Source organism: Rhizobium sp. HT1-10 (assembly GCF_049472505.1).
Taxonomy (GTDB): domain Bacteria; phylum Pseudomonadota; class Alphaproteobacteria; order Rhizobiales; family Rhizobiaceae; genus Rhizobium.
In genome coordinates, this window is sequence record NZ_JBCEBQ010000001.1 from 200008 (window position 1) to 223034 (window position 23027).

Below are 23027 nucleotides of genomic sequence, written 5' to 3' on the forward strand. Positions count from 1 at the left end.
ATAAATTCAGCGCAGATGCCCAATAGCGACAGTCGCAGATCTCGAACCCATCATTTGCTCCGTAAAGGCCCCCATGCGTATCCTGCTCATCGAAGACGATCAGATCCTCGGCTCATCGCTGAAGAAGGCGCTGGAAAAGCATGCTTATGGCATCGACTGGCTGCGGGATGGCGAGTCCGGGCTGGCGGCGGCGGAATCCTCGGAATTCGCCGCGATCGTGCTCGATCTTAATCTGCCGAAGCTCAACGGCATCGGGGTTCTCAAGGCGCTTCGCAAGAAGGGCAACCATGTGCCGGTCCTGCTGCTGACCGCGCTCGACAGCGTGCTGCAGAAGGTCGATGGCCTTGACCAGGGTGCCGACGACTACATGGTCAAGCCCTTCGACCTCGACGAGTTGCTGGCACGGCTGCGCGCTCTCATCCGCCGTCGCGAGGGGCGGGTGGAAACGACGATCCGCTGTGGCGATGTCGAGATCGATCCCGCCGCCATGGTCGCGCGCCGCAACGGTGCGCCGGTTCCCCTGACGGCCAAGGAGTTTCATCTGCTGAAGCTGCTGATGGAGCGCAGCGGGCGCTATGTGACGAAGAACGATATCGAATATGCCCTCTACGATACCCAGAGCACCGTCGAGAGCAACACCACAGAAGTCACCATATACAATCTGCGCAAGAAGCTCGGGCCGGAATTCATCAAGTCGATCCGCGGTGTCGGGTACATGATCGAGCGATGACCCGGACAACGCTGAGCCGCAACCTCTATCTTCGCATCATCCCCGTCCTCCTCGTGGCCATCGGCCTCATCGGCCTGCTGGCGTTCAAGAGCGCCCGGCACGAGATCGACAATATCTACGATGCCCAGCTGATCAACGAGGCGAATGTCCTCTGGGGTCTGCTGGAGCGACCTTTGCTGCGGCAGGCCGACGATCCCCCGCGCCGCATCGAGGACATCGACTTCAAAATGGACAACCAGCTGGCTTTCAACCAGGACGCCGACGATTATGCCGACGCCCACATGGTGCGGGCCTGGAAAAACGGCAAGATCGAGGTCTTCAGCAGCAATGCCTTCCAGGCCGATCTGCCGCAGCAGAAGGCAGGATTCCATACGATCAGCTACCAGAGCCAGCGCTGGCGGGTCTATTCCCTGCCCATTCCCAACACCGCGATCACCATGGAGGTCGGCGAGAAAATCGCGCTGCGCGACAAGTTGATTTTCAACATTGTCGAAAACCTGATCTTCCCGCTGTTTATTCTGCTGCCGATCATTGCCTTTCTCATCTGGCTCGGGATCAACAGCGGTCTTGCTCCGATGCGCGATTTCGTTCGCCATATTCGCCGACGCTCGCCGGACGACCTTTCCGCCATACCGATCGGCAAGCTGCCGCTCGATCTTCTGCCGCTCGGCAGCTCGATCAACCAGCTGCTCGAGAAGCTGGGCCATTCGCTGACCCTGGAGCGTCGATTTTCCGACCTCGTCGCCCACGAATTGCGCACCCCGCAGGCAGGCGTCAAACTGCTTCTGCAGATGCTGCGCGACAGCGAGGATGGCAGGGAACGCGAGACGATCGTTGCGAACCTCGTCGCCAGCAACGATCGGGCCATGCATCTGATCGAACAGCTGCTGCGCCTGGCAAGAGTGAGCCACCATCCGCTGAATGTCGGCCCGGTGCCCCTCTATCACGTCGTCGCATCGATCGCCGCCGGCTTCGGCAACCGCATCACTGCAAAGAGGCTCGACCTGTCGTTGCGCGGCAGCGAGCAGGCTGAGGTGCTGACGGATGAATCGCTGCTGCAACTGATGATCAGCAACCTCATCGACAATGCGCTGAAATATACGCCCTCCGGCGGGCGGGTTGAAGTGTCGATCGAGCCGGAAGGCGAAGCCTGGCTGCTGACCATCGACGACACCGGACCGGGTATTCCGGAAGACCAGCGGCTCGCGGTTTTCCAGCGCTTTTACCGGGTAGACTCGCCCCAGGAGGAAGGCTCGGGGCTCGGTCTTGCCATCGTCGCCGACGTTGCTACGCGTCTTGGTGCGATCATCGATCTGTCGACGCCCGATTGGGGACACGGTCTGCGCGTTGCGGTCCGCTTCGCCCCCGGCTGAGTGCGATCAGTTTGAGCTCATCTGTCTTTGCTAGCCGCACAAGCTTCTTCAAAGGAGAGGCACCCCGTGTCGCGTAAAACGGCCGTCATCATCGGCAACGGAAAGCTGGGGCGGGATCTGTCTCCGATGGTGGACGCCGCCGATTTCGTGCTGCGCTTCAATGAGCCCAAACTCTCCGTCGGCATGAGCGGGACCCGGACCGACCTGCTGATGCTGGCCACCTCCAGCAAGCCGATGCAGCGGCGCCTGAACGATCCGGATTTTTACGCCAGTCCGACTTTCCGGGCGGCAGGCGCCGTCATGCTCGTCTACCACCCGATCATCCTGCGCACATACCATCCCAAGCCGAATATTTTGTCGTGGCTGAAAGGCCGCCGTTCCGACTGGACGCAGCAGACGATCGAAGGCGTCGGCGGCGCCGGAAAGGAAATCCGGATCATGCCACCACAGTTCTATCGGGACGGCTGCGCGACGCTTGGTCTTTCCGAGGCGGAGATGCATCGCGTCTTTCCGAGCACGGGCTTTTTCGGCGTCTACCATTGCTTGGACCGCTTTCAGGCTGAAGAGTGGGACGTCAAGCTCTGCGGCTTCAGTTGGGAAGGCTGGAAGCGTCACAGCTGGGACGGCGAGCGCCGTTTTGTGGCGGATCATGTCGAAAGCGGCAGGCTGACGCTGATCGAATCTTGAGGTGCGCAGGGGCGAAACGGCATTTCAGTTTCGGCTCATCCCTACCTAAGGCGTCCATCAGTTCTGACGTCTAGACCGTCCAGGAGTTCAATCCGAGGACGTCCGCATGCAGAACACCTATCACCTGGAGCAGCCGGGAACACTGGGCCTGCAGAAGCGGAAGGCGGGCTTCAGCGACATTTCGATGCTTGCCGCAGTCTCGGCCAAGCCGCAGACCGTCAAGGCCTTTATCATCCACCTTGGCCGAGCAACGCAGCGTGCAGCGCAGGTGGAGAGGTTGGTTGATACCCTGCCTGTGCCCGCCGAAGTTATCGACGCTGTCGATGGGTTGATGCTCAGCGACGCTGACCGCGACCGCGTCTATCGGCGTCGCCTGCACAAGCCCGCCTATCCGTTTACGTTGAGCAATTCCGAGATCGCCTGCTTCCTGTCGCATCGCAGGGCCTGGGCAGCCATCGTCGAGCAAGGTCTGGATGCCGGCTTTGTCATTGAAGACGATGTCGAGCTCACGGCGGATTTTCCGGCCGCCTTTGCGGCTGCGCTGAACTGCCTGACGCCGGGCGCCTTCGTGCGTTTCCCGTTCCGCGCAGATCGCGAGACGGGCGTCGAAGTCTTGTCGCAGGGCGCAACCCGGGTCATCCGCCCCAGGACGACGGGACTTGGAATGGTTGCCCAGCTCGTCAGCCGCGGTGCGGCTATCCGCCTTCTCCAGGCAACGGAAATCTTCGACCGGCCGGTGGATACGACGGTGCAGATGGAATGGCTTTTGAACCTGTCGCCGCTTGCCGTGCTGCCCGGTGGCGTCGCGGAAATCTCGTCGACGCTCGGCGGCACCAGCATGAAGCGCCAAAGTAGCTTTTCGGAAAAACTCGCCCGGGAAATCCTGCGTCCGCTCTACAGGGCCAAGGTCGCCTTCCGTTCCAGATACGAAAGTTAAGGTTCGCTGATTGCCCGTTCCGATCCTAGTCTATCACCAGATTGCTATCCCGCCCGCCCGTCGTGCCCCGTTCCGGAGCATGGCCGTGCACCCGCATGCCTTTCGCCGGCAGATGCGGCTGTTGAAGCGGATCGGTTTCCAGGGACTGTCGCTGCGCGAAGCGCTTCCCTACGTCAACGGCCGGAAGACGGGCAAGGTTGTCGCCATCACCTTCGACGACAGCTACGCCAACGTCCATGAAAACGCTTTGCCCGTGCTGCGGGAATGCGGGTTCACGGCGACGAATTTTGTCGTCGCCAACCAGATCGGTGGCCGTAACGAGTGGGATCTGCCGCTCGGCGTCGCGCCGTCGCCCTGCATGGATCTGGCGCAGCTGCGCGACTGGATCGCCGCCGGAAACGAGGTGGGGTCGCATACGATGGATCATGCCCGGCTTCCCGAACTCTCGACGGAAGCGGCCTGGAACCAGATATTCCTGTCCAGGATGACGCTGGAGGATACCATCCAGTGCGAAGTTTCGGCCTTTTGTTTCCCCTATGGCGATCAGTTGCCGGTGCACCGCGATCTCGCTGTCGAGGCGGGCTACAGCGTCGCAACGACCACATCGCGCCGTCGGGCCATGAAACTGGATGATCCCTTCGGGCTGCCGCGCCTCACCATTCGTCGCAACGACACCTGGCTGCACTTTTTGAGGAAATGTCTTGTCGGTTAGGCCTGTCGCCTTACAATTAAAGACGTCCTGGCAGACGGCAACGGGCTGGCTCCTGACGGCTCTCTGGGTTGTCACTGCCTCGGCCACGCTCATCGAAAACGATGCGTACCGCTACAGCGGCATTGTCCTGATGATCTATGGCGGTGTGGCCTACTGCGCGATGCGCCCACGCCCACCCGTCGGTGGGCCGGCATGGCTCTGCATCGGCTGGGGCAGCTACGCGCTCGGCCGGTTCCTGCTGCAATATCTCCTTGAGGCAGGTCATCCGCAAGGGGATGGCGAATTGATGTACGCCATGCCCCTGGCCTTTCCGAGCCTTGCCTTCGCCTTGTATCTGGGCTGGTCGAGAATCCAGCAGATCGTCGCCACCTATTTCGGCGTGGCGCTGGCCATGCTTGTCTTCACCACCCATTACCGCGCGGTGATCGACGGCGAAACGGTTCGGCCGCTGATCCAGCACAATCCGATCCACGGAGCCGTCTGCTGTGGTGTCATCCTGATCATGGCGATCTTCTGGCTCATCCACTGCCGCACGTCTGCCAATGTTTCGAACCGGATGCGGTCTTACGCCACCGTCGTCGCGCCGTTGATAGCCCTGCTTTGCCTGTTCTGCATCTATGGTGCCAAGTCGAAGGGGGTATGGCTGGCGCTGGTCTGCTGCGCGCCCTTCCTGCTGTTCTCGATTGTCGGATGGTTTCGTACGACGAGTGGCTTGATCGCCATCGGCTGCCTGATGCTGACGGCGACGATTGGCGGCTATGCGGTCCACCGCAATCTCGAGAAAACCGCAGGCCCGACCTTTGTCGCGACCTCGGGATTGTTCGGCGACATCATCTCGGGCGATCCCGTCGGCGCGGCGGTGGCGAGCCGCATCGACGACCGGACGACGCCTGTTGCCATGGATGAACGGCTACAGCTTTGGTCAAACGCTTATGAGCTGCTGTCCAGCGCGCCAATCTTTGGCCTTGGCAATGCCTGGGAGCCGCGCTGGCACCAGACGCACTACAGGGCGGTGGACTACGCCGCCATGCACAATGGCTATCTCGAGATATTGGTGCGTTACGGGGTTGCTGGCGCGCTGTTCCTGGCCGGTATGGCTTTTGCCTTTCTGCGCCGGGTCGAGAAGGCGGCGCAGATGGGGCTGATCCCCACGGCCGTCTCCCATGGCTATCTCATCGTGCAGATCTTCTTTGGCCTCACGCTTCTCAGCAACTCCAACAATCGCCTGGCCATCGGTGAGACCATCATCATGCTGAGCTTCACATTTGCCTTGACCTGCCACCTGCTGATCCGGGCAGCGTCTGCGCCCAGTCACCTTCCGGCCGGTCGCGACGCGTGATACGCGGTCACGTCATCGCCGTTGCAGCAAAGACGTGAACCGCCAGCAATGGAGCGAGCGCGAGCAACAGGTAAAGCCGGATCGCCGCCTGCTGGCCCGTAGCGATGCAGCCTAGCACCCCGAGGCTCAGCGAGGTCCAGAAGCCATGCTGAGTTTCGCCCATCCAGGCATAGGACACAAAGAACAGCGCTGCCCCGACCGTCGTCCGCCTGATGATGGCGCAGGGGTCGCCGGCTACATCGGTGACAGTGTCGCTGAACTCCATAAATTCCCCCTCATCGCCGTCTCAGACAGTGGCTGTGCCCAGGGTCGGCTGGACATCAGAATGAGATGTCAGTCTTAAGGCTCGGTTAGAAACTTTGCGATGACGGTGGTTTTAAGCAATGCCGTTGATAAGGCAGAAGCGTCTTAGCCGCCGCCCGCCCGGATAGTGGCCGGGCAAGGCGGCATTTTCGATGGAACTGCGTACACCCCACCACGTTTCTCTGGGTGAGGGAGACGCAAATGAGCAAAACTCTTCAGTACGGCGCCGCGAAGGTGCAGGGTGATACGGCTGTGTCGAGTCTGCAGCAGTTCCAGTGGATGAGCCGCGTTCTGGTGATCTTCGCGGATGCCGACAATGCCAAGGCCAGCCGGCAGGAAAACCTGCTGATGGCCGAAAAACAGGGTTTGACCGAGCGTGACCTTGTGGTTTTGCGCGTCGCCTCTGGGGCTGTCGCACCGCTGTTCGGCTCGTCCGAGGCGCTCGACGCAGAGAAACTTCAGGTCGATCTGGAGGCGCCTGAGGTCGGCGTTTTCGCCGCCATTCTCGTCGGTAAAGACGGCAGTGTGAAATTGCGGGCTGTCGAGCCCATGGCGAGCGACGAACTCTTTTCCACCATTGATGGAATGCCGATGCGGGCAGCCGAGGCGAGCCGCGACCGCGACCTTTAGCGTCACCCGTTCAATCCCCCGCAAGGAGAAAGCCATGTCTGTACCCCAGGAACCAAGCCAGCAGCCACCCATGCCGGCCCCCGGCTGGAAGCCCGAGCCGCCCATCGTTGAGCCGGAACCCGACAGCCTTCCCGACGAAACACCTCTGCCCAATCCCGATGAGACAAGAGAGCCTCCCATGCACGTGGTGACAGCTTAGAGAAACATGCTGCGCTCTGCGCCCACCAGTTCCTGAAGGTAGTCCACCACGGTTCGCACCCGGACCAGTTCGCGCGCCGACTCGTGATAGGTCGTCCAATAGGCGCGCCGGATGCTGATATCCGGCAGGATCCGCACAAGTCCCGGATATTGCCGGGCGATATAGTCGTGCAGGATGCCAATCCCTGCGCCTGAGCGCACCGCCTCTGTCTGGCCGATGGAGGTAGAGATCTCGAACGAGGCATCCCAGTTGCGCATAACCTCGTTGGTAAATGCCAGCGAGGCCGTGAAGATGAGGTCCTCGACATAGCCGATGCGCGGATGCGCCTTCAAAGCGTCCACGCTGTCCGGCATCCCGGCGCGTCCGAGATAGGGCTCGGAGGCGTAGAGTCCGAGTGTGTAATCGGTGAGTTTCGCGGAAATGAGCCGTCCCTGTTCCGGCCGCTCGAGCGTGATGGCGATATCGGCCTCCCGCTGCGACAGCGAAAACGAGCGCGGAACCGGAACCAGCTGGATACGCAATTCGGGATGCCGCGCGATCAGCCTGCCAAGCCGCGGTGCCAGGAAGGAGACGCCGAACCCATCCGGCGCGCCGATCCGCACGGTGCCGGCAACCGTGCTGTCGAGATGGCCGACGCTTGCCTGCGCTTTCAGCATCTCCGCTTCCATCCGCTCGGCGGCATGAAGAAAGATCTCGCCCTCGGCCGTCAACTCGCAGCCATTGGTCCGGCGAACCAGCAGCCGTGTCTTCAGCCGTTCTTCCAGCGTCGTCACCCGGCGGCTCAGGGTCGCGTGGTTGACCCCCAGTCGTTTGGACGCGGCAAGGATCTGCCCGGTGCGCGCAACGGCCAGGAACATGCGCACATCATCCCAATCCATGAGAAAACCTTATGTCGATAAATGCACAACGGTTGATTACAACAGGCAATTGATTTGTGCAAATTGAAGTGCGACTATCCAGTATCAACAAAACAAGGGTAGGAGCCATCATGCGCGAGATCGGTCATTTCATCGGCGGCAAGGCCGTTGCTGGCACCAGCGGCCGCACCAGCAACATCTTCAATCCGGCTACCGGCGAAATCCAGGCGACCGTGGCGTTGGCCAGCGTCGACGAGATGCGCGCAGCCGTTGCCAACGCCAAGGCAGCGCAGCCGAAATGGGCCGCCACCAACCCGCAGCGCCGCGCCCGCGTCTTCTTCAAGTTCGTCGAACTGCTCAACAAGCACATGGACGAACTGGCCGAACTCCTGTCGCGCGAACACGGCAAGACCATCGAGGATTCCAAGGGTGACATCATCCGCGGCCTGGAAGTCTGCGAATTCGTCTGTGGCATCCCGCACCTGCAGAAGGGCGAGTTCACCGAGGGCGCAGGCCCCTCCATCGACATGTACTCCATGCGCCAGGCCGTCGGCATCGGCGCCGGCATCACGCCGTTCAACTTCCCGGCCATGATCCCGATGTGGATGTTCGCGCCGGCGATTGCCTGCGGCAATGCCTTCATCCTCAAGCCTTCCGAGCGCGATCCGTCCGTGCCGATGCGCCTCGCCGAACTCATGATCGAAGCCGGTCTTCCGGCCGGCATTCTCAACGTCGTCAACGGCGACAAGGGTGCGGTCGACGCGATCCTCACCGATCCCGATATCGGCGCGGTCTCCTTCGTCGGCTCGACGCCGATCGCCCGCTATGTCTATGGAACGGCTGCGATGAACGGCAAGCGTGCCCAGTGCTTCGGCGGTGCCAAGAACCACATGATCATCATGCCCGACGCCGATCTCGACCAGGCCGCCAATGCCCTGATGGGTGCCGGCTACGGCTCTGCCGGCGAACGCTGCATGGCGATCTCGGTCGCCGTCCCCGTTGGCGAGGAAACCGCCAACCGGCTGATCGCCAAGCTGACGCCGATGGTCGAGGCGCTCCGCATCGGCCCCTACACCGACGAAAAGGCCGATCTCGGGCCGCTCGTCACCAAAGAAGCCCAGGCCCGCGTCACCGGCCTCATCGACCGTGGCGTCGAGGAGGGGGCAAAGCTCGTGGTCGACGGCCGTGGCTTCAAGCTGCAGGGTTATGAGGACGGCTATTTCGTCGGCGGCTGCTTGTTCGACAACGTCACACCGGAAATGGACATCTACAAGACTGAAATCTTCGGACCTGTCCTCTCCGTCGTTCGCGCCAAGAACTACGAAGAAGCCCTCGAGCTGCCGATGAAGCACGAATATGGCAATGGCGTCGCCATCTACACCCGCGACGGCGATGCTGCCCGCGACTTCGCATCGCGCATCAACATCGGCATGATCGGCATCAACGTGCCGATCCCCGTGCCGCTCGCCTACCACTCCTTCGGCGGCTGGAAGGCCTCGAGCTTCGGCGACCTCAACCAGCACGGCACGGACTCGATCAAGTTCTGGACCAAGACCAAGACGATCACCGCCCGCTGGCCGTCCGGCATCAAGGACGGCGCCGAATTCGTCATGCCGACGATGAAGTAAGTTCGTCGATCGATAACAGAATGGCGGGCTTCCGAAAGGGAGCCCGTTTGCATTTCACGTCCGATTTTGCCATCGTCTAAACGTGATCGAAATTTTCATCTTTTTGGAATTGTTCAAAACTGGCATTGGTCCTATATAGAGTCCGCAAGGCTGTGATTCAGGAGACTGGCATGCGTTTGACCAAACAGACCAACTATGCGGTTCGCATGCTTATGTACTGCGCTGCCAACGAAGGCTATCTCAGCCGCATTCCTGAGATCGCCAAGGCCTACGGCGTGTCCGAGCTTTTCCTCTTCAAAATCCTGCAGCCGCTGACCAAGGCCGGCCTGATCGACACCGTTCGTGGTCGCAACGGCGGCGTGCGCCTTGGCCGTGCTGCCGACAAGATAACGCTGTTCGATGTGGTCAAGGTCACCGAAGACAGCTTTGCCATGGCCGAATGCTTCGAGGACGGCGCCGTCGAGTGCCCGCTGGTCGATAGCTGCGGCCTGAACTCGGCGCTGCGCAAGGCGCTGAATGCCTTCTTCGACGTGCTGACCGAGTATTCCATTGACGATCTCGTCAAGGCCCGCCCGCAGATCAACTTCCTGCTCGGCATTACCGATCGCGATCACAAGGCGCTGAACAAGCGCATCGCCATAGCGGCCCCTGCCGCCTGAGGCGCTCCTCCCTCGCTTCGTCGTTTGAGATGACAACGCCTCCGCCATTGCGGAGGCGGCGAGTTTGGCGTTGACACGGCCATGCTGGCGCATCTTCCTTGGGCCTGGCCAGAAGTACTTTAACCCGCTTCAATTCGGAATTGTCTGGTCGGCTGTCTAAAGCACATAGGCAGATTTTGTTGTGTCTGCAGAAAGCACGAATAAAACATCTGCTAAACTTGACCATCCGGAAAATTTTTGCCTTTGACATGTTGCTTTCGCCGCACAAATGTCGTTCCATCGCCTCGCTCTGCGGATTGCATGGCCGCAAACACACAACTTCGAATAAGAACAAATTTGGGAAACGGCACCATGAAAAAGATTTCTGTTCTCCTGGCTGCGACGGCCCTGGCTTCGGTCATGGCAACGTCCGCCTGGTCTAAAACCCTGGTATACTGCTCGGAAGCATCGCCGGAGGGCTTCGACCCTGGCCTTTACACCGGCGGTCAGACTTTCGATGCGTCTTCCCGGACGGTTTATAACCGTTTGGTCGAGTTCAAGCATGGCGGCACCGAGATCGAGCCAGGTCTTGCCGAGAGCTGGACGATTTCGCCTGATGGCAAGGAATACACCTTCAAGCTGCGCCCGGGCGTCAAGTTTCAGACCACCGATTTCTTCACCCCGACCCGCGAGCTGACCGCCGACGACGTGATCTTCTCGTTCAATCGCCAGCTGAAGGCTGACGATCCGTGGAACAAGTACGTCGAAGGCGCCTCCTGGGAATATTCCGCAGGGATGGGTTTCCCGGACCTGATCAAGTCGATCGAGAAGGTCGACGATCACACCGTCAAGTTCGTGCTGAACAAGCCGGAAGCGCCGTTCCTCGCTGACCTCGCGATGGACTTCGCATCGATCCTGTCGAAGGAATATGCCGACAAGCTGCAGGCCGACGGCAAGATGCCAATGCTCAACCAGATGCCGCTCGGCACCGGTCCTTTCACTTTCGTCGCCTACCAGCCAGACGCCGTCATCCGCTACAAGGCCAACGACACCTACTGGCATGGCAAGGAAAAGATCGACGATCTCGTCTTCGCCATCACCACGGACGCTGCCGTTCGCGCCCAGAAGATGAAGGCCGGCGAATGCCACATCATGCCTTACCCGAACGCTGCCGATGTTCAGGACCTCAAGAAGGACCCGAACCTCAACGTGCTCGAGCAGCCTGGCCTGAACGTCTCGTTCCTCGCCTACAACACGATGGTCGCCCCTTTCGACAAGCCTGAAGTGCGCCGCGCGCTCAACATGGCGGTCAACAAGCAGGCCATCGTCGACGCCGTGTTCCAGGGTGCGGCTGCCGTTGCCAAGAACCCGATCCCGCCGACAATGTGGTCGTACAATGACGCTGTGAAGGACGACAAGTACGATCCGGAAGCCGCCAAGAAGGCGCTTGAGGCCGCTGGCGTCAAGAACCTGAAGATGAAGATCTGGGCCATGCCCGTGTCGCGCCCGTACATGCTGAACGCCCGTCGTGCAGCTGAACTGATGCAGTCGGATCTTGCCAAGATCGGCGTCACCGTCGAAATCGTCTCCTACGAATGGGCCGAATACCTGAAGCTGTCGAAGGACAAGGCCCGTGATGGCGCCGCCATCCTCGGCTGGACGGGCGACAATGGCGATCCGGACAACTTCCTCGACACGCTGCTCGGCTGCGATGCCGTCGGCGGCAACAACCGCGCGCAGTGGTGCAACAAGGACTTCGACAAGCTGGTAAAGGCTGCCAAGCAGACCTCCGACCAGGCCGAACGCACCAAGCTGTACGAAGAGGCTCAGGTCGTCTTCAAGCGCGAAGCCCCGTGGAACACGCTCGACCACTCCATCGCCTTTGCGCCGATCAGCAAGAAGGTCACGGGCTACTTCATGGACCCGCTCGGCATTCACCGCTTTGACGGCGTGGATATCGCTGAATAAGATAGTACCCTAAAATCCGGTTCCCGGGCTTCATCCGGCGGTCAGGTCTCCTGATCGCCGGTGAATTTTTTGGATATATACGCCATGTTGCGCTTTCTTCTCGGACGCATCGCCATTCTGATCCCCACCTTTCTCGGGGTCTCGCTGATCGCGTTCTCCTTCATTCGACTGCTTCCCGGCGATCCGGTCATGCTGATGTCCGGCGAACGGGTCATGTCAGACGCCCGCCATGCCCAGATCATGCACGATCTCGGTTTCGACAGGCCGATGTACATACAATATTTCGACTATCTCGGCGGTTTGCTGCATGGAGATTTCGGTACCTCGATCGTCACCAAGCGCTCGGTGCTCGGCGAATTCCTGACGCTGTTTCCAGCCACCCTCGAACTGTCGCTCTGCGCCATCATTCTGGCGGTCTGTCTTGGGGTGCCCGCCGGCGTGTTCGCAGCCGTCAAGCGTGGCACCTGGTACGACCAGTCGATCATGGGTGTGGCGCTGGTCGGCTATTCCATGCCGATCTTCTGGTGGGGCCTGCTGCTGATCATCTTCTTCTCCGGCTATCTGCACTGGACGCCCGTCTCCGGCCGCATCTCGCTGATGTATTTCTTCAAGCCGGTGACTGGCTTCATGCTGATAGACAGCCTGCTGTCCGGCCAACCCGGCGCCTTCAAGTCGGCTGTGAGCTACCTGATCCTGCCGACAGTCGTGCTCGGCACGATCCCGCTCGCGGTCATCGCCCGCCAGACGCGTTCGGCCATGCTCGAAGTGCTCGGCGAAGACTATGTCCGCACCGCCCGCTCCAAGGGCCTGACGCCGTTTCGCGTCATCGGCGTGCATGCGCTGCGCAATGCCATGATCCCGGTTATCACCACCATCGGCCTGCAGATCGGCGTCCTCTTGGCCGGCGCTATCCTGACGGAGAGCATCTTCTCCTGGCCCGGTATCGGCAAATGGATGGTCGACTCGGTGTTCAAGCGCGACTACGCGGTCGTCCAGGGCGGCCTGCTGCTGATCGCCGGCGTCATCATGCTCGTCAATCTGCTGGTCGATGTCACCTATGGTTTCATCAACCCCCGCATTCGTCACTAGGAGAGGCTGCATGAGCTCGGTCAGCACCAACACCGGCCATCCCTCCGCGCTTTCGGAGTTCTGGTACTATTTTTCCCGCAACAAAGGCGCCGTCATCGGACTTGCCGTGTTCCTTATCGTCCTCTTCCTGGCGATTTTCGCGCCATTCGTGGCACCGCATGGCCCGAGCGACCAGATCCGCGAAAAGCTGCTGATGCCGCCGGCCTGGATGGCGGGCGGCGAGTGGTCGCATCTGCTCGGCACGGACGCCGTCGGCCGTGACATCCTGTCGCGCCTGATCTTCGGCGCCCGCTTTTCGCTGTTCATCGGCCTCGTCGTGGTGACGCTGTCTGTTCTGACGGGCGTCGTCATCGGCCTGATCGCCGGCTTTTTCCGCGGTTGGCTCGACATCGCCATCATGCGGGTGATGGACATCATCCTGGCCTTCCCGTCGCTGCTGCTGGCCCTTGTGCTGGTGGCCGTCCTCGGTCCCGGCCTCGTCAACGCGATGATCGCCATCTCGCTCGTCAACCAGCCGCATTTCGTGCGCCTGGCGCGTGCCTCTGTCATGACCGAGCGCGAGAAGGAATATGTCATCGCCTCGCGGGTGGCCGGTGCCGGCACGATGCGGCTGATGTTCAAGACCATCCTTCCGAACTGTCTCGGGCCGCTGATCGTCCAGGCGACGCTCGCCTTCTCGGCGGCGATTCTCGATGCGGCCGCCCTCGGCTTCCTCGGCATGGGCGCCCAGCCGCCGACGCCGGAGTGGGGCACGATGCTCGCCGAAGCCCGCGAGTTCATTCAGCGCGCCTGGTGGGTGGTGACTTTCCCGGGTCTTGCCATCCTGATCACGGTGCTTGCCATCAACCTGATGGGCGACGGCCTTCGCGATGCCCTCGATCCAAAATTGAAGAGGTCGTGATGTCCCTTCTCGATATCCAAAATCTTACCGTCGAATTCCAGACGTCATCAGGCGTGTTCCGCGCTGTCGACGGCGTCTCGCTCACCTGCGACAAGGGCGAGATCCTGTCGATCGTCGGCGAATCCGGCTCCGGCAAGTCGGTGGCGATGCTGGCCGTCATGGGGCTTCTGCCCTGGACGGCGAAAATCACGGCCGATCGCATGATGTTCGACGGCAACGACCTGCGCGGCATGTCCGGTCGCCAGCGCCGCAGCATCGTCGGCAAGGACATGGCGATGATCTTCCAGGAGCCGATGTCCAGCCTCAACCCGTGCTTCACGGTCGGCTTCCAGATCGGCGAGACCCTGCGCGTCCACATGGGCCTCGATCGCAAGGCGCGGCGCGCCCGCTCCATCGAATTGCTGCAGCTGGTCGGCATTCCGGCGCCGGAAGAGCGCCTGTCCAACTTTCCGCACCAGATGTCCGGCGGCATGAGCCAGCGCGTGATGATCGCCATGGCGCTTGCCTGCGACCCGAAGCTTCTGATCGCCGACGAGCCGACGACCGCGCTCGACGTCACCATCCAGGCGCAGATCCTCGACCTGCTTGTGCGGCTGCAGCAGGAAAAGGGCATGGCCCTCGTCCTCATCACCCACGACATGGGCGTGGTGGCCGAAACCGCCGAGCGCGTCCAGGTGCAGTATGCCGGCCAGAAGGTCGAGGAACAGCCGGTCAAGGCGCTGTTCCGCGATCCGCATCATCCCTACACTGCAGCGCTTCTGTCGGCATTGCCCGAAAGGGCTGTCGTCGGCCAGCGCCTGCCATCGATCCTCGGCGTCGTGCCTGGGCAGCATGACCGTCCGCCGGCCTGTCTGTTTGCGCCGCGCTGTTCGTTCAAGACGGACGCTTGCGACCGCGCGGTCGTCCGCCAGGGTGCCGATCTCGGCAACGCGCTGTGCAACTATCCATTGATCAAGGGCGTTCCGCAGGGTCACCCCGGCATGCTTGTCGCAGAATCCGCAGGAGACGTCCGATGACCGGCGCCGTTCTCGAAGGGCGCGATCTCGCCCGTTACTACACCGTCAATCGCGGCATGTTCAAACCGGAGGCGACCGTCAAGGCGCTGAACGGCGTCAGCTTCAGCCTCTATTCCGGCAAGACGCTGGCTGTCGTCGGCGAATCCGGCTGTGGCAAGTCGACGCTTGCACGCCTGGTGACGATGATCGAGGACCCGACAGCAGGCGAATTGCTGATCGACGGCAAGCCCGCCCGCATCGGCGACCGCAGCCTGCGCAGCCAGGTACAGATCGTTTTCCAGAATCCCTACGGCTCGCTCAATCCGCGCCAGAAGGTCGGTGCCATCCTCGAAGAGCCGCTGAAGATCAACACCTCGCAGGACGCTGCCACCCGCCGCGCCAAGGCCGAGGCGATGATGGAGCGCGTCGGATTGCGGCCCGAGCATTACGACCGCTATCCGCACATGTTCTCAGGCGGCCAGCGCCAGCGCATCGCCATCGCGCGTTCGCTGATGCTGCAGCCGAAGGTGCTGGTACTCGACGAGCCGGTCTCGGCGCTCGACCTGTCGATCCAGGCGCAGGTGCTCAACCTTTTGATGGATCTGCAGAAGGAGATGGGGCTTGCCTACCTGTTCATCTCCCACGGCCTGTCGGTCGTGCGTCACATCGCCGATGAGGTGATGGTCATGTATCTCGGTCGGCCGGTCGAAACCGGCAGCGCTGCCGATGTCTTCGCCCATCCGCGCCATCCCTATACAGCGGCACTCCTGTCGGCGACGCCGATCGCCGATCCGGACCGCGAAAAGACCCGCATCCGGCTCCAGGGCGAGCTGCCATCGCCGCTCAATCCGCCGACCGGCTGCCACTTCAATCCCCGTTGCTGGAAGGCGCAGGACCTCTGTCGGACGGTCGAGCCGGTGCTCGATCCGAATGCCTCCCATGGCTTCGCCTGCCACTTTCCGCTAGATTGAGTCGGATAAGCAGGAGGATTCGTGCGTGAGAACTGAAGCGGCCTATCCGCGCGCCATCGTTGTCATGGGCGTCAGCGGCAGCGGAAAGACGTCGATTGCCGAGGCGATAGCCGGCCGGCTCGCCCTGCATTTCATCGAAGGCGATGCCCTGCATCCGGTTGAAAACGTCGAAAAGATGAGCCACGGCATTCCGCTCAACGATGACGACCGCATGCCCTGGCTCGACCGGATCGGCGCCGAGATTGCCGCAGCTCTCGGGCGGGGCGAGGGGATCGTCGTGTCCTGCTCTGCCCTCAAGCGCAGCTATCGCGACCGGCTACGGCGCGAGGCCGGCGGTCCGCTGGCCTTCGTCTATCTAGAGGGCTCCAAGGAGCTGCTCACCAAGCGCATGGGCGAGCGCAAGGGCCACTTCATGCCGACGTCGCTGCTGGAAAGCCAGCTGCAGACGCTGGAGGTGCCGACAGGCGAGCCCGGCGTCGTGACTGTGGATATCGACAACAGCATCGACGGGATCGTCGATGCTGCCGTTCATGGGCTGGCGCTTTAGTCGGATGGCTGATCAGCCATCCGCCCGGGACAGCACCTTTCTTTCGAAAAAGAAGTAGGGACGTAGCCTGACGCCGATGATGTTGCCGGCAAAGGCCGCAACGGCCCAGAGATAGCCATGCAGGCTGCCCGAGGCGATACCGGAGAAATAGGCGCCGATATTGCAGCCATAGGCGATCCGGGCGCCATAGCCGAGAAGCAGCCCGCCGACCACGGCGGCCATGATCGAGCGCAGCGGAATGTCGAGGCTGGGTGCAAACCGCCCGGCGAGCGACGAGGCGAGCATGGCACCAGCGATGATGCCGAAATCCATGACAGTCGTGACATCAGCAAAGATGCTGGCCTGCAGCGCCTTGGCGTTTGCCGGTGTCTGCCAATAGGCCCAGGCGGACGGGTCGAGGCCAATCACGGCGGCGCCCTTTGCGCCCCAGAGCGCGAAGGCGGATGTGATCCCCCATGGGCGCCCAGCGATCGACAGCGTCGCAAAGTTCAGGAGGGCAAGGGCCACGGCGCCGAGAACGAGCGGCCAGGGACCACGCAACAGCCGCTGCAGGCCTTGGCGCTTGGCCGGCGCCTCTGTTTCCAGCGTCCCGTGGCGGCGCTTTTCGATCAGCACCGTCAAAGCAGCGATCAGCGCGAAGATGGTCAGCGATACGGCGATGCCACCGACTGCGCCGAAGCTCTGCACGAGCGAGATCGGCGGCAGCGAAGGCAGGCTTGCCCACCAGTCGAAATTGACGGTGCCGAGCACCGAGCCGACGATGAAGAAGAACAATGTCACCAGCATCCGGGCATTGCCACCGCCGGCGGTAAACAACGTGCCGGAAGCGCAGCCGCCGCCGAGCTGCATGCCGATCCCGAACATGAAGGCACCGACGATGACGCCGACGCCGGCCGGCGAAACCGAGCCTTTGACCTCATGGCCGAACAGCGATCCGCTCGCCAGAAACGGAAAGAACAGAATGACGGCAAGGGCCAGCAGGATCATCTGCACGCGCAGCCCACGTCCCCGCCCGTCGACGATGAAAACCCGCCATGCGGAGGTGAAGCCGAAGGCGGCATGGTAGAGGGCGATCCCGAGCGCCCCGCCGACCAGAAACAGTGCTCCCTGCGCCGGCCCATAGAAATAGCCGAGGAGGAGGGTCCCCAAAACCAAGACAGCGAGCGAGCCGACGCCCGGCGCGCCCAGCATCGGGTCTTTCGTTTCGGTGAAGGATGGCGAGGCGACGGACATGGCATGCTCCTGAATTCGAGAAGCATTTTTACGCCTGTTTCGCGGCGAGTAAGAGAAACGATATTCTCCAATTCACCGCGAAAGCGAACCAGCCTACCCAGTCCGCCGGCATAGAGAACATGCCTTGCCGACGACTAGGGCCTGAAACGCTCCGGCGCATAGGCCGAGACATCGATGAACGGTGCCTCGCCGGTGATCATCTCCGCCAGCACCCGGCCTGTCACGGGTCCAAGCGTCAGGCCGTGATGGGCGTGGCCGAATCCGAACCAAAGCCCTTCGTGACGAGGCGCCTTGCCGATGACAGGCATCATATCAGGCGTGCATGGCCGGGCGCCCATCCAGGGCTCGGGGCTCAGCCGCTCTCCGAGCGGGAAGACGGTGCGCGCGACCGCTTCGGCGCGGTCGAGCTGGACCGGCGTCTTCGGCGCATCGCGCGAGGCGAATTCGGCGCCTGTCGTCAGGCGGATTCCCTGGTTCATCGGCGCCAGGAAATAGCCTCGCTCCTTGTCCAGCGTCCAGTTGTTGAGCACCGCATTGCCGGCGGTCGCATAGTGCATGTGGTAGCCGCGCTTGACGCCGAGGGGGAAGTTGTAGCCGAGGCGGTAGGTAGCGGTGTCGGCCCAGGGACCGAGCGCCAGCACGGCGTCATCGGCCTGCAGCGGACCCTCCGAGGTCATGATCCGCCAACCCGAGCCAGCCTGGCCGAGCGAGGCGGCATCGCCACGCACGAAGCGGCCACCGAGGCTCTCGAAATAGCGCATATAGGCGTTGGTAAGGCCGGCCGGATCGAGCACCGACCAAGGATCCTTCCAGCGCAGCCCGCCGACGAACTGGCCGATGATGTTCGGTTCTGCGCGGGCAACGTCGGCCGAAGTCATGCCTTCGAAATCGACGCCGAATTCGCGTTTCAGCCGCGCTGCCTCGGCAAATTCCGCATCGCGGACGGCCTCGGTGCGAAAGATCTCCATCCAGCCGTCCTTGCGGATCAGGTGCTCGGCGTCGGAAGCCTTGATCAGGTCGGCATGTTCCAGGATGGAGTTCTCGATGAGGGGCGCATAGGCCCGGGAAATCAGCTCGTGGCGCTTGGCGTTGGAGTTCCACCAGTATTTGGCAAGGAATGCCAGCTGGCCGGGTAGGGCGCGTAAATGGTAATGCGCGTCGATGCGGTTGTTGAGCGCATATTTGAGCAGCAGCCCAAACTGCTGCGGGAAACCATAGGGCACGACGCCTTCGCGCTGGATCAGTCCGGCATTGCCAAAGGAAGTCTCCTGGCCGGGCTGCTTGCGGTCGATCAACGTCACCTGCCGACCGCGCCGTTGCAGATGGATGGCCGTCGATACGCCGACGATGCCGGCGCCAAGCACGATTGCGTCTTTTTTCATATTTCCCTGCGGTCGGTCAGCTTTTCAAAGTCGGAAATTGCCTGTCGAACCGCCGCGTTGCAAACGAAAAATGAGACATTGCAAGCCTAAAGCATCGCATCCCTTAATGCTCTGTTCTCGGCCCTGATGCGCATCGTCAGCATGGCCGCGTTGAGGATCGAAAAAACCAGCGCGAAGAGCGGCAGTCCGAAGGCCAGGGGGAGTGCTGCGATCTCGCCGACCACGATCACATAGTTCGGATGACTGAACAGGCGATAGGGGCCGGAGACGATCCTTGGTGCCTTCGGCAGCACGATGATCCGGGTCGTCCAGCGTCCGCCGAGCGTTGCCAGGACCCAGACGCGCAGCAGCTGCAGGATCATGAAGACACCGAACCAGAAGGGGTTGATCGGCTGGTTGAAGCCGAAGACCCACAGTCCGACCAGCCATGCCGCATGCATGACGACCATGAAGGGATAGTGCTCGGCGCCAACCTCGCGTCCGCCCTTGGCGAGCAATGCGCGGGTGTTGCGCTTGGCATGGACGAGCTCGGCCAGGCGCTGCAGCGTGACGAAGGTTAGAAGCGCAATGGCAGGCAACATCAGGCAACCCTCTTCAATGTGACGCAACTGGCGGTGAAGCCGGGGCCGAGTGCTGCCATGGCCGACCTCTCCGGTAGCCCCGCAGCGATGGCTCTCTGCAGCACGAACAGCACGGTCGGCGACGACATGTTACCGTATTCGGAGATGATCTCCCGCTCGTGGTCGAGCGATTCTGGTGCCAGACCAAAAGTTGATTCAAGTGCCGCCAGCACCTTGGTCCCGCCGGGATGGCATATGAAGCGGTCGACATCGGAAAGGCGGAGACCGGAGCGCGCCAGGATCGAAGCCATGGCCGGGCCAACCTCTTTTTCGGCAAATGGCGGGAGCGATTGTTCGAGGATGATGCCGAAGCCGACGTCGTCGATCTGCCAGCCCATGATACCGAGCGTATCCGGGAACAGGTGTTCGCCCGACGATTCCACCTCGGCAATCCCGCCGGGGCCGCAGCGCAACAGGCAGGCTGCCGCGCCGTCGCCGAAAAGGGCGGTGGCGATGATATTGGGCTTGGTCAGTTTATCCAACCGGAAAGCCAGCGAGCAGAGCTCGATGGCGACAAACAGCACCAGGGCTCCGGGCCGCGCCTTGGCCATCCGGGCGGCGATGGCAAAGCCGGAAACGCCGGCGGCGCAGCCGAGCCCGAACACGGGAACGCGCTCTATGTCGGCGCGAAAGCCCATCTGGCCGGCCAGCCGTGCCTCGAGGCTCGGCGTCGTGAAGCCGGTCGAGGAAACGGTAACGATGCAATCGACGTCGGAAGCCTTCAGCCCGGCATGATCGAGGGCTTTGGTCGAAGATTCGATGAACAGAGCACTGGCGACCTCGGCATAGGCTGCCATCCGATCCTCCCAGGCATGCGGCTCTGAGAACCAGGACAGGGGCCGCGCCGCGTAGCGCTTGTTTATCCCGGCATTGTCGAAGACGCGCGACAGCGGCTTGAACTCGCGGTAGCGGTCGGAGAACAAGCGGGTTGCCATCTCCTTGGCTTCCGATTGCAGAATGACGTGTTCGGGCGTGGCGATGGCCAATCCCAGCAGCTTGGCATTTTCAGTCAATATAGGTCCTCCGGAGCTGAACGCGGCTCGAGGCGTGAACACGTCAAATGTTCGGATATTCATTTCGGATGATCACTTAGGTGTGATCTTGCAAAACGACCGAGCCGAAGAAATAGTTGCAGGGTCACCGAATAAACGAGCGGCATGGCGTGTTCTCCAATTGCAACGTTCATTTTGCCAAGGAGCCATCCCATGACGACCAACGCTATTCGCCTCGCCTCGATCGCGCTCGGCGCTTGCCTCACCCTCGGCGTCTTCACTGTTCCCGTTTTTGCGATCGGGGATGACGAGAGTGCGCCGCCGACCTGCAAGAAGGGCGAAGTCTACGACAAGAAGCAGAAGAAGTGCGTCAAGCAGTCGAGCGCTAACATCACCGACGAAAACCGCGCCGATTATGCCTATGCCCTCGCCAAGGAAGGGCGCTACGACGAAGCGCTTGCGATGCTCGACACCGTCAAGGACCAGAACAACGCCGAGGTGCTCAACTATCGCGGCTACGCGACCCGCAAGCTCGGCCGCACCGATGAAGGCATTTCCTACTACCTGAAGTCGGTCCAGCTGGATCCGAAATATGCCAAGGTCCGCGAATATCTCGGCGAAGCCTATGTCATCAAGGGCCAGATCGATCTCGCCCGGGATCAGCTGGCGACCATCCAGTCGCTGTGCGGCACCGGCTGCGAAGAGTATCAGGACCTGCACGAGGCCATCGAGAACCCAGCAAAGATCTGATGCCGGTTCGCCTGACTGGGCGGGGCGTCGAAAGATGAACAGCGTTTGCGAAAGGGCATCCGCGTGTCAGTGGTTCGTTTGACATTTCCCGCCTATAGTCAGGCAACAGCGCGGTCGCCGGTTACCCCGGCGACCAGCGCGATCAGGCCTGCGGAGGGTGCCATCGCCAGCGAAGACGACATCAGGACCGGCCTGTCGCAACATTTGAAACGCCTGTGGCGCTACGCCATGGTCCTTTCCCGCCAGCGCGACGTCGCCGACGACCTCGTCCAGGCGACCTGCGTGCGGGCGCTGGAACGGACAGGGCAGTACAATCCGGGCACGCGGCTGGACCGCTGGCTGTTCTCGATCCTGCATTCCATCTGGCTGAACGAGATCCGTTCACGGCGGGTGCGACTGGGGCAGGGCTTCGTCGAGGCCGATGAAACGCTTGTCTTCGATGGTGCTGGGCAGGCGGAAACGCATCTCCTGGCATCGCAGGTGATGCGCAAGGTGCAGGACCTGCCGGAGGCGCAGCGCAGCGCGGTGTTTCTGGCCTATGTCGAAGGCCTCTCCTATCGCGAGGTGGCGACTGTGCTCGACGTGCCGATCGGCACCGTCATGAGCCGTCTTGCAGCCGCCCGCGCAAAGCTGGCGCAGGACATGGGGTCGCTAGAGGGCGGCGGAAGATCGAATGGGGAACGACCATGACCATGCCAAACATCGACCAGTTGCCCTTGGACGAAATGCTGACCGCCTTCATCGACGGGGAACTGGATGGCGAGGACGCGGCCACGATCGAGGCGCTGATCGATAGCGACCCTTCGGTGGCTGCCCGCTTCGACCAATTGAGCCGTGCCGACCTTCCCTATGCCAAATCGTTCGAAACCCTTCTTGCCGTCGCCCCGGTGGATAGGCTCGAGGGCATGCTCGCAGACATTCCGCCGCAGGCAAGGCAGCCCCGTTCCATCATGGGCCGGCGCGGCTTTCTGGCGGCCGCCGCAGCCTGCGTGATCGCTGGCATCGCCGCCGATCGCGCCTTCATTGGCATCGACCGCCGACTGAAGCGGCCGGGCGAAGGGGAGGAGTGGCGGGCCGTCGTCGCCGAATATATCGAGCTTTATACGCCCGACACGCTGAGCGCGCCTGCCGGTGACAGGGCTGCGCAGATGGCCCAGCTCGATCTCGTCGGATCGAAGATCGGTCTGTCGCTCAGCCCGGAAGCCGTCGCCTTGCCGGGTGCTGACTTTCGCCGCGCCCAGGTGCTCGAATATGACGACGAGCCGTTGGCGCAGCTTGCCTATCTCGATCCTAAGGATGGCCCGATGGCGCTTTGCATCGTCAAATCGACGCGCGGCGCGGCGGGTCCGGAGATGGAGCGTCGGCGCGGCATGAATGTCGTCTATTGGTCGACAGGCGCCCACGCCTTCATGCTGATCGGCCACGCCGATGCCTACCGCATGAACTCCGTTGCCGACGACGTGCGGGCCAGGCTTTCGGCTTGATCAATTGCGACGGCCTGATGGCTGTATTCAAAAAGAATTTGGCGAAAGCCACGCATGCTGGT

The 23027-nt window shown here is 61.9% G+C and carries 25 protein-coding genes; 19 read left to right on the plus strand and 6 right to left on the minus strand.

The genetic code is table 11. From position 1 onward, the window contains the following. The first annotated feature begins 73 nt into the window (after positions 1-73). The 6 genes from VH564_RS00945 to VH564_RS00970 all read left to right on the plus strand — a co-directional run bounded on the left by VH564_RS00945 (position 74) and on the right by VH564_RS00970 (position 5778). Positions 74-730 (plus strand): response regulator, encoded by a 657-nt coding sequence (locus VH564_RS00945; RefSeq protein ID WP_423337961.1) that lies wholly within the window; start codon positions 74-76, stop codon positions 728-730. Continuing rightward, entirely contained in the window at positions 727-2103 is a 1377-nt protein-coding gene (locus VH564_RS00950) for a sensor histidine kinase (protein WP_423337962.1), read from the plus strand. Before VH564_RS00945 ends, VH564_RS00950 begins: the two co-directional genes overlap by 4 nt. 21 nt (positions 2104-2124) lie before the next feature. Beyond that, positions 2125-2790, plus strand: a complete 666-nt coding sequence (locus VH564_RS00955) for a glycosyltransferase family 29 protein (RefSeq protein WP_423338696.1) — start codon at positions 2125-2127, stop codon at positions 2788-2790. A gap of 184 nt (positions 2791-2974) precedes the next feature. Next, the gene (locus VH564_RS00960) at positions 2975-3727 is read left to right on the plus strand and encodes a glycosyltransferase family 25 protein (RefSeq protein ID WP_423338697.1); all 753 of its coding nucleotides are present in this window, start codon (positions 2975-2977) and stop codon (positions 3725-3727) included. A 10-nt stretch (positions 3728-3737) separates the two neighbouring features. Next, entirely contained in the window at positions 3738-4439 is a 702-nt protein-coding gene (locus VH564_RS00965) for a polysaccharide deacetylase family protein (protein WP_423337963.1), read from the plus strand. Next, a complete protein-coding gene (locus tag VH564_RS00970) occupies positions 4429-5778 on the plus strand; it encodes an O-antigen ligase family protein (RefSeq protein ID WP_423337964.1) in 1350 nt (449 codons plus the stop codon). The genes VH564_RS00965 and VH564_RS00970 overlap by 11 nt, the downstream gene beginning before the upstream one ends. A gap of 7 nt (positions 5779-5785) precedes the next feature. On the opposite strand, the gene VH564_RS00975 is transcribed toward VH564_RS00970, so the two are convergent. Continuing rightward, positions 5786-6043: a hypothetical protein gene (locus tag VH564_RS00975; RefSeq protein ID WP_423337965.1), complete on the minus strand. Its 258-nt coding sequence runs from the start codon at positions 6041-6043 to the stop codon at positions 5786-5788. A gap of 239 nt (positions 6044-6282) precedes the next feature. Here VH564_RS00975 and VH564_RS00980 point away from each other — a divergent pair, with 239 nt between their 5' ends. After that, entirely contained in the window at positions 6283-6711 is a 429-nt protein-coding gene (locus VH564_RS00980; RefSeq protein WP_423337966.1) for a DUF4174 domain-containing protein, read from the plus strand. A 34-nt stretch (positions 6712-6745) separates the two neighbouring features. Continuing rightward, positions 6746-6910, plus strand: coding sequence for a hypothetical protein (locus VH564_RS00985; protein WP_423337967.1), 165 nt, complete (start codon positions 6746-6748; stop codon positions 6908-6910). Here VH564_RS00985 and VH564_RS00990 read toward each other — a convergent pair. Next, positions 6907-7788, minus strand: coding sequence for a LysR family transcriptional regulator (locus tag VH564_RS00990; RefSeq protein ID WP_423337968.1), 882 nt, complete (start codon positions 7786-7788; stop codon positions 6907-6909). The genes VH564_RS00985 and VH564_RS00990 overlap by 4 nt on opposite strands. Before the next feature lie 110 nt (positions 7789-7898). Here VH564_RS00990 and VH564_RS00995 point away from each other — a divergent pair, with 110 nt between their 5' ends. The 8 genes from VH564_RS00995 to VH564_RS01030 all read left to right on the plus strand — a co-directional run bounded on the left by VH564_RS00995 (position 7899) and on the right by VH564_RS01030 (position 16504). Further along, positions 7899-9395 carry a CoA-acylating methylmalonate-semialdehyde dehydrogenase gene (locus tag VH564_RS00995; protein WP_423337969.1) on the plus strand — a complete coding sequence of 499 codons (1497 nt, stop codon included), beginning with the start codon at positions 7899-7901 and terminating at the stop codon, positions 9393-9395. 170 nt (positions 9396-9565) lie between these two features. Further along, positions 9566-10054: an iron-responsive transcriptional regulator RirA gene (gene rirA, locus VH564_RS01000; protein WP_423337970.1), complete on the plus strand. Its 489-nt coding sequence runs from the start codon at positions 9566-9568 to the stop codon at positions 10052-10054. 351 nt (positions 10055-10405) lie between these two features. Then, a complete protein-coding gene (locus VH564_RS01005; RefSeq protein WP_423337971.1) occupies positions 10406-12001 on the plus strand; it encodes an ABC transporter substrate-binding protein in 1596 nt (531 codons plus the stop codon). 84 nt (positions 12002-12085) lie between these two features. Further along, on the plus strand, positions 12086-13090 hold the full coding sequence (locus tag VH564_RS01010; RefSeq protein WP_423337972.1) for an ABC transporter permease subunit: 1005 nt from the start codon (positions 12086-12088) through the stop codon (positions 13088-13090). 10 nt (positions 13091-13100) lie between these two features. Next, the gene (locus VH564_RS01015) at positions 13101-13991 is read left to right on the plus strand and encodes an ABC transporter permease subunit (protein WP_423337973.1); all 891 of its coding nucleotides are present in this window, start codon (positions 13101-13103) and stop codon (positions 13989-13991) included. Next, positions 13991-15007 (plus strand): ABC transporter ATP-binding protein, encoded by a 1017-nt coding sequence (locus VH564_RS01020; RefSeq protein ID WP_423337974.1) that lies wholly within the window; start codon positions 13991-13993, stop codon positions 15005-15007. The genes VH564_RS01015 and VH564_RS01020 overlap by 1 nt, the downstream gene beginning before the upstream one ends. Further along, on the plus strand, positions 15004-15957 hold the full coding sequence (locus VH564_RS01025) for a peptide ABC transporter ATP-binding protein (RefSeq protein ID WP_423337975.1): 954 nt from the start codon (positions 15004-15006) through the stop codon (positions 15955-15957). Before VH564_RS01020 ends, VH564_RS01025 begins: the two co-directional genes overlap by 4 nt. Before the next feature lie 64 nt (positions 15958-16021). Next, entirely contained in the window at positions 16022-16504 is a 483-nt protein-coding gene (locus VH564_RS01030) for a gluconokinase (protein ID WP_423338698.1), read from the plus strand. Between the two features lie 12 nt (positions 16505-16516). Here VH564_RS01030 and VH564_RS01035 read toward each other — a convergent pair whose 3' ends face one another. The 4 genes from VH564_RS01035 to VH564_RS01050 all read right to left on the minus strand — a co-directional run bounded on the left by VH564_RS01035 (position 16517) and on the right by VH564_RS01050 (position 20752). Next, positions 16517-17737: a YeeE/YedE family protein gene (locus VH564_RS01035; RefSeq protein ID WP_423337976.1), complete on the minus strand. Its 1221-nt coding sequence runs from the start codon at positions 17735-17737 to the stop codon at positions 16517-16519. A gap of 134 nt (positions 17738-17871) precedes the next feature. Further along, positions 17872-19119: an NAD(P)/FAD-dependent oxidoreductase gene (locus tag VH564_RS01040; protein ID WP_423337977.1), complete on the minus strand. Its 1248-nt coding sequence runs from the start codon at positions 19117-19119 to the stop codon at positions 17872-17874. Positions 19120-19205: 86 nt separating this feature from the next. Then, on the minus strand, positions 19206-19703 hold the full coding sequence (locus VH564_RS01045; protein WP_423338699.1) for an isoprenylcysteine carboxyl methyltransferase family protein: 498 nt from the start codon (positions 19701-19703) through the stop codon (positions 19206-19208). Then, a complete protein-coding gene (locus VH564_RS01050; protein WP_423337978.1) occupies positions 19700-20752 on the minus strand; it encodes a type III polyketide synthase in 1053 nt (350 codons plus the stop codon). The genes VH564_RS01045 and VH564_RS01050 overlap by 4 nt, the downstream gene beginning before the upstream one ends. 192 nt (positions 20753-20944) lie before the next feature. On the opposite strand from VH564_RS01050, the gene VH564_RS01055 reads away from it, so the two are divergent. The 3 genes from VH564_RS01055 (at position 20945) to VH564_RS01065 (ending at position 22965) form a co-directional block, all read left to right on the plus strand. Beyond that, positions 20945-21481: a tetratricopeptide repeat protein gene (locus VH564_RS01055; protein WP_423337979.1), complete on the plus strand. Its 537-nt coding sequence runs from the start codon at positions 20945-20947 to the stop codon at positions 21479-21481. Between the two features lie 63 nt (positions 21482-21544). Beyond that, positions 21545-22171 (plus strand): RNA polymerase sigma factor, encoded by a 627-nt coding sequence (locus VH564_RS01060; RefSeq protein WP_423337980.1) that lies wholly within the window; start codon positions 21545-21547, stop codon positions 22169-22171. A 2-nt stretch (positions 22172-22173) separates the two neighbouring features. After that, a complete protein-coding gene (locus VH564_RS01065) occupies positions 22174-22965 on the plus strand; it encodes an anti-sigma factor family protein (RefSeq protein ID WP_423338700.1) in 792 nt (263 codons plus the stop codon). The last annotated feature ends 62 nt before the right edge of the window (positions 22966-23027 follow it).

Bases quoted from the DNA above. Each gene is read 5' to 3' on its own strand.
- VH564_RS01005 (WP_423337971.1), top strand. From the start codon at position 10,406: ATGAAAAAGATTTCTGTTCTCCTGGCTGCGACGGCCCTGGCTTCGGTC.
- VH564_RS00950 (WP_423337962.1), top strand. From the start codon at position 727: ATGACCCGGACAACGCTGAGCCGCAACCTCTATCTTCGCATCATCCCC.
- VH564_RS01065 (WP_423338700.1), top strand. From the start codon at position 22,174: ATGCCAAACATCGACCAGTTGCCCTTGGACGAAATGCTGACCGCCTTC.
- VH564_RS00960 (WP_423338697.1), top strand. From the start codon at position 2,975: ATGCTTGCCGCAGTCTCGGCCAAGCCGCAGACCGTCAAGGCCTTTATC.
- VH564_RS00945 (WP_423337961.1), top strand. From the start codon at position 74: ATGCGTATCCTGCTCATCGAAGACGATCAGATCCTCGGCTCATCGCTG.
- VH564_RS00985 (WP_423337967.1), top strand. From the start codon at position 6,746: ATGTCTGTACCCCAGGAACCAAGCCAGCAGCCACCCATGCCGGCCCCC.
- VH564_RS00980 (WP_423337966.1), top strand. From the start codon at position 6,283: ATGAGCAAAACTCTTCAGTACGGCGCCGCGAAGGTGCAGGGTGATACG.
- VH564_RS01040 (WP_423337977.1), bottom strand. From the start codon at position 19,119: ATGAAAAAAGACGCAATCGTGCTTGGCGCCGGCATCGTCGGCGTATCG.
- VH564_RS00995 (WP_423337969.1), top strand. From the start codon at position 7,899: ATGCGCGAGATCGGTCATTTCATCGGCGGCAAGGCCGTTGCTGGCACC.
- VH564_RS01030 (WP_423338698.1), top strand. From the start codon at position 16,022: ATGGGCGTCAGCGGCAGCGGAAAGACGTCGATTGCCGAGGCGATAGCC.
- VH564_RS01010 (WP_423337972.1), top strand. From the start codon at position 12,086: ATGTTGCGCTTTCTTCTCGGACGCATCGCCATTCTGATCCCCACCTTT.
- VH564_RS01015 (WP_423337973.1), top strand. From the start codon at position 13,101: ATGAGCTCGGTCAGCACCAACACCGGCCATCCCTCCGCGCTTTCGGAG.
- VH564_RS01055 (WP_423337979.1), top strand. From the start codon at position 20,945: ATGACGACCAACGCTATTCGCCTCGCCTCGATCGCGCTCGGCGCTTGC.
- VH564_RS00975 (WP_423337965.1), bottom strand. From the start codon at position 6,043: ATGGAGTTCAGCGACACTGTCACCGATGTAGCCGGCGACCCCTGCGCC.
- VH564_RS01025 (WP_423337975.1), top strand. From the start codon at position 15,004: ATGACCGGCGCCGTTCTCGAAGGGCGCGATCTCGCCCGTTACTACACC.
- VH564_RS00990 (WP_423337968.1), bottom strand. From the start codon at position 7,788: ATGGATTGGGATGATGTGCGCATGTTCCTGGCCGTTGCGCGCACCGGG.
- VH564_RS01020 (WP_423337974.1), top strand. From the start codon at position 13,991: ATGTCCCTTCTCGATATCCAAAATCTTACCGTCGAATTCCAGACGTCA.
- rirA (WP_423337970.1), top strand. From the start codon at position 9,566: ATGCGTTTGACCAAACAGACCAACTATGCGGTTCGCATGCTTATGTAC.
- VH564_RS01035 (WP_423337976.1), bottom strand. From the start codon at position 17,737: ATGTCCGTCGCCTCGCCATCCTTCACCGAAACGAAAGACCCGATGCTG.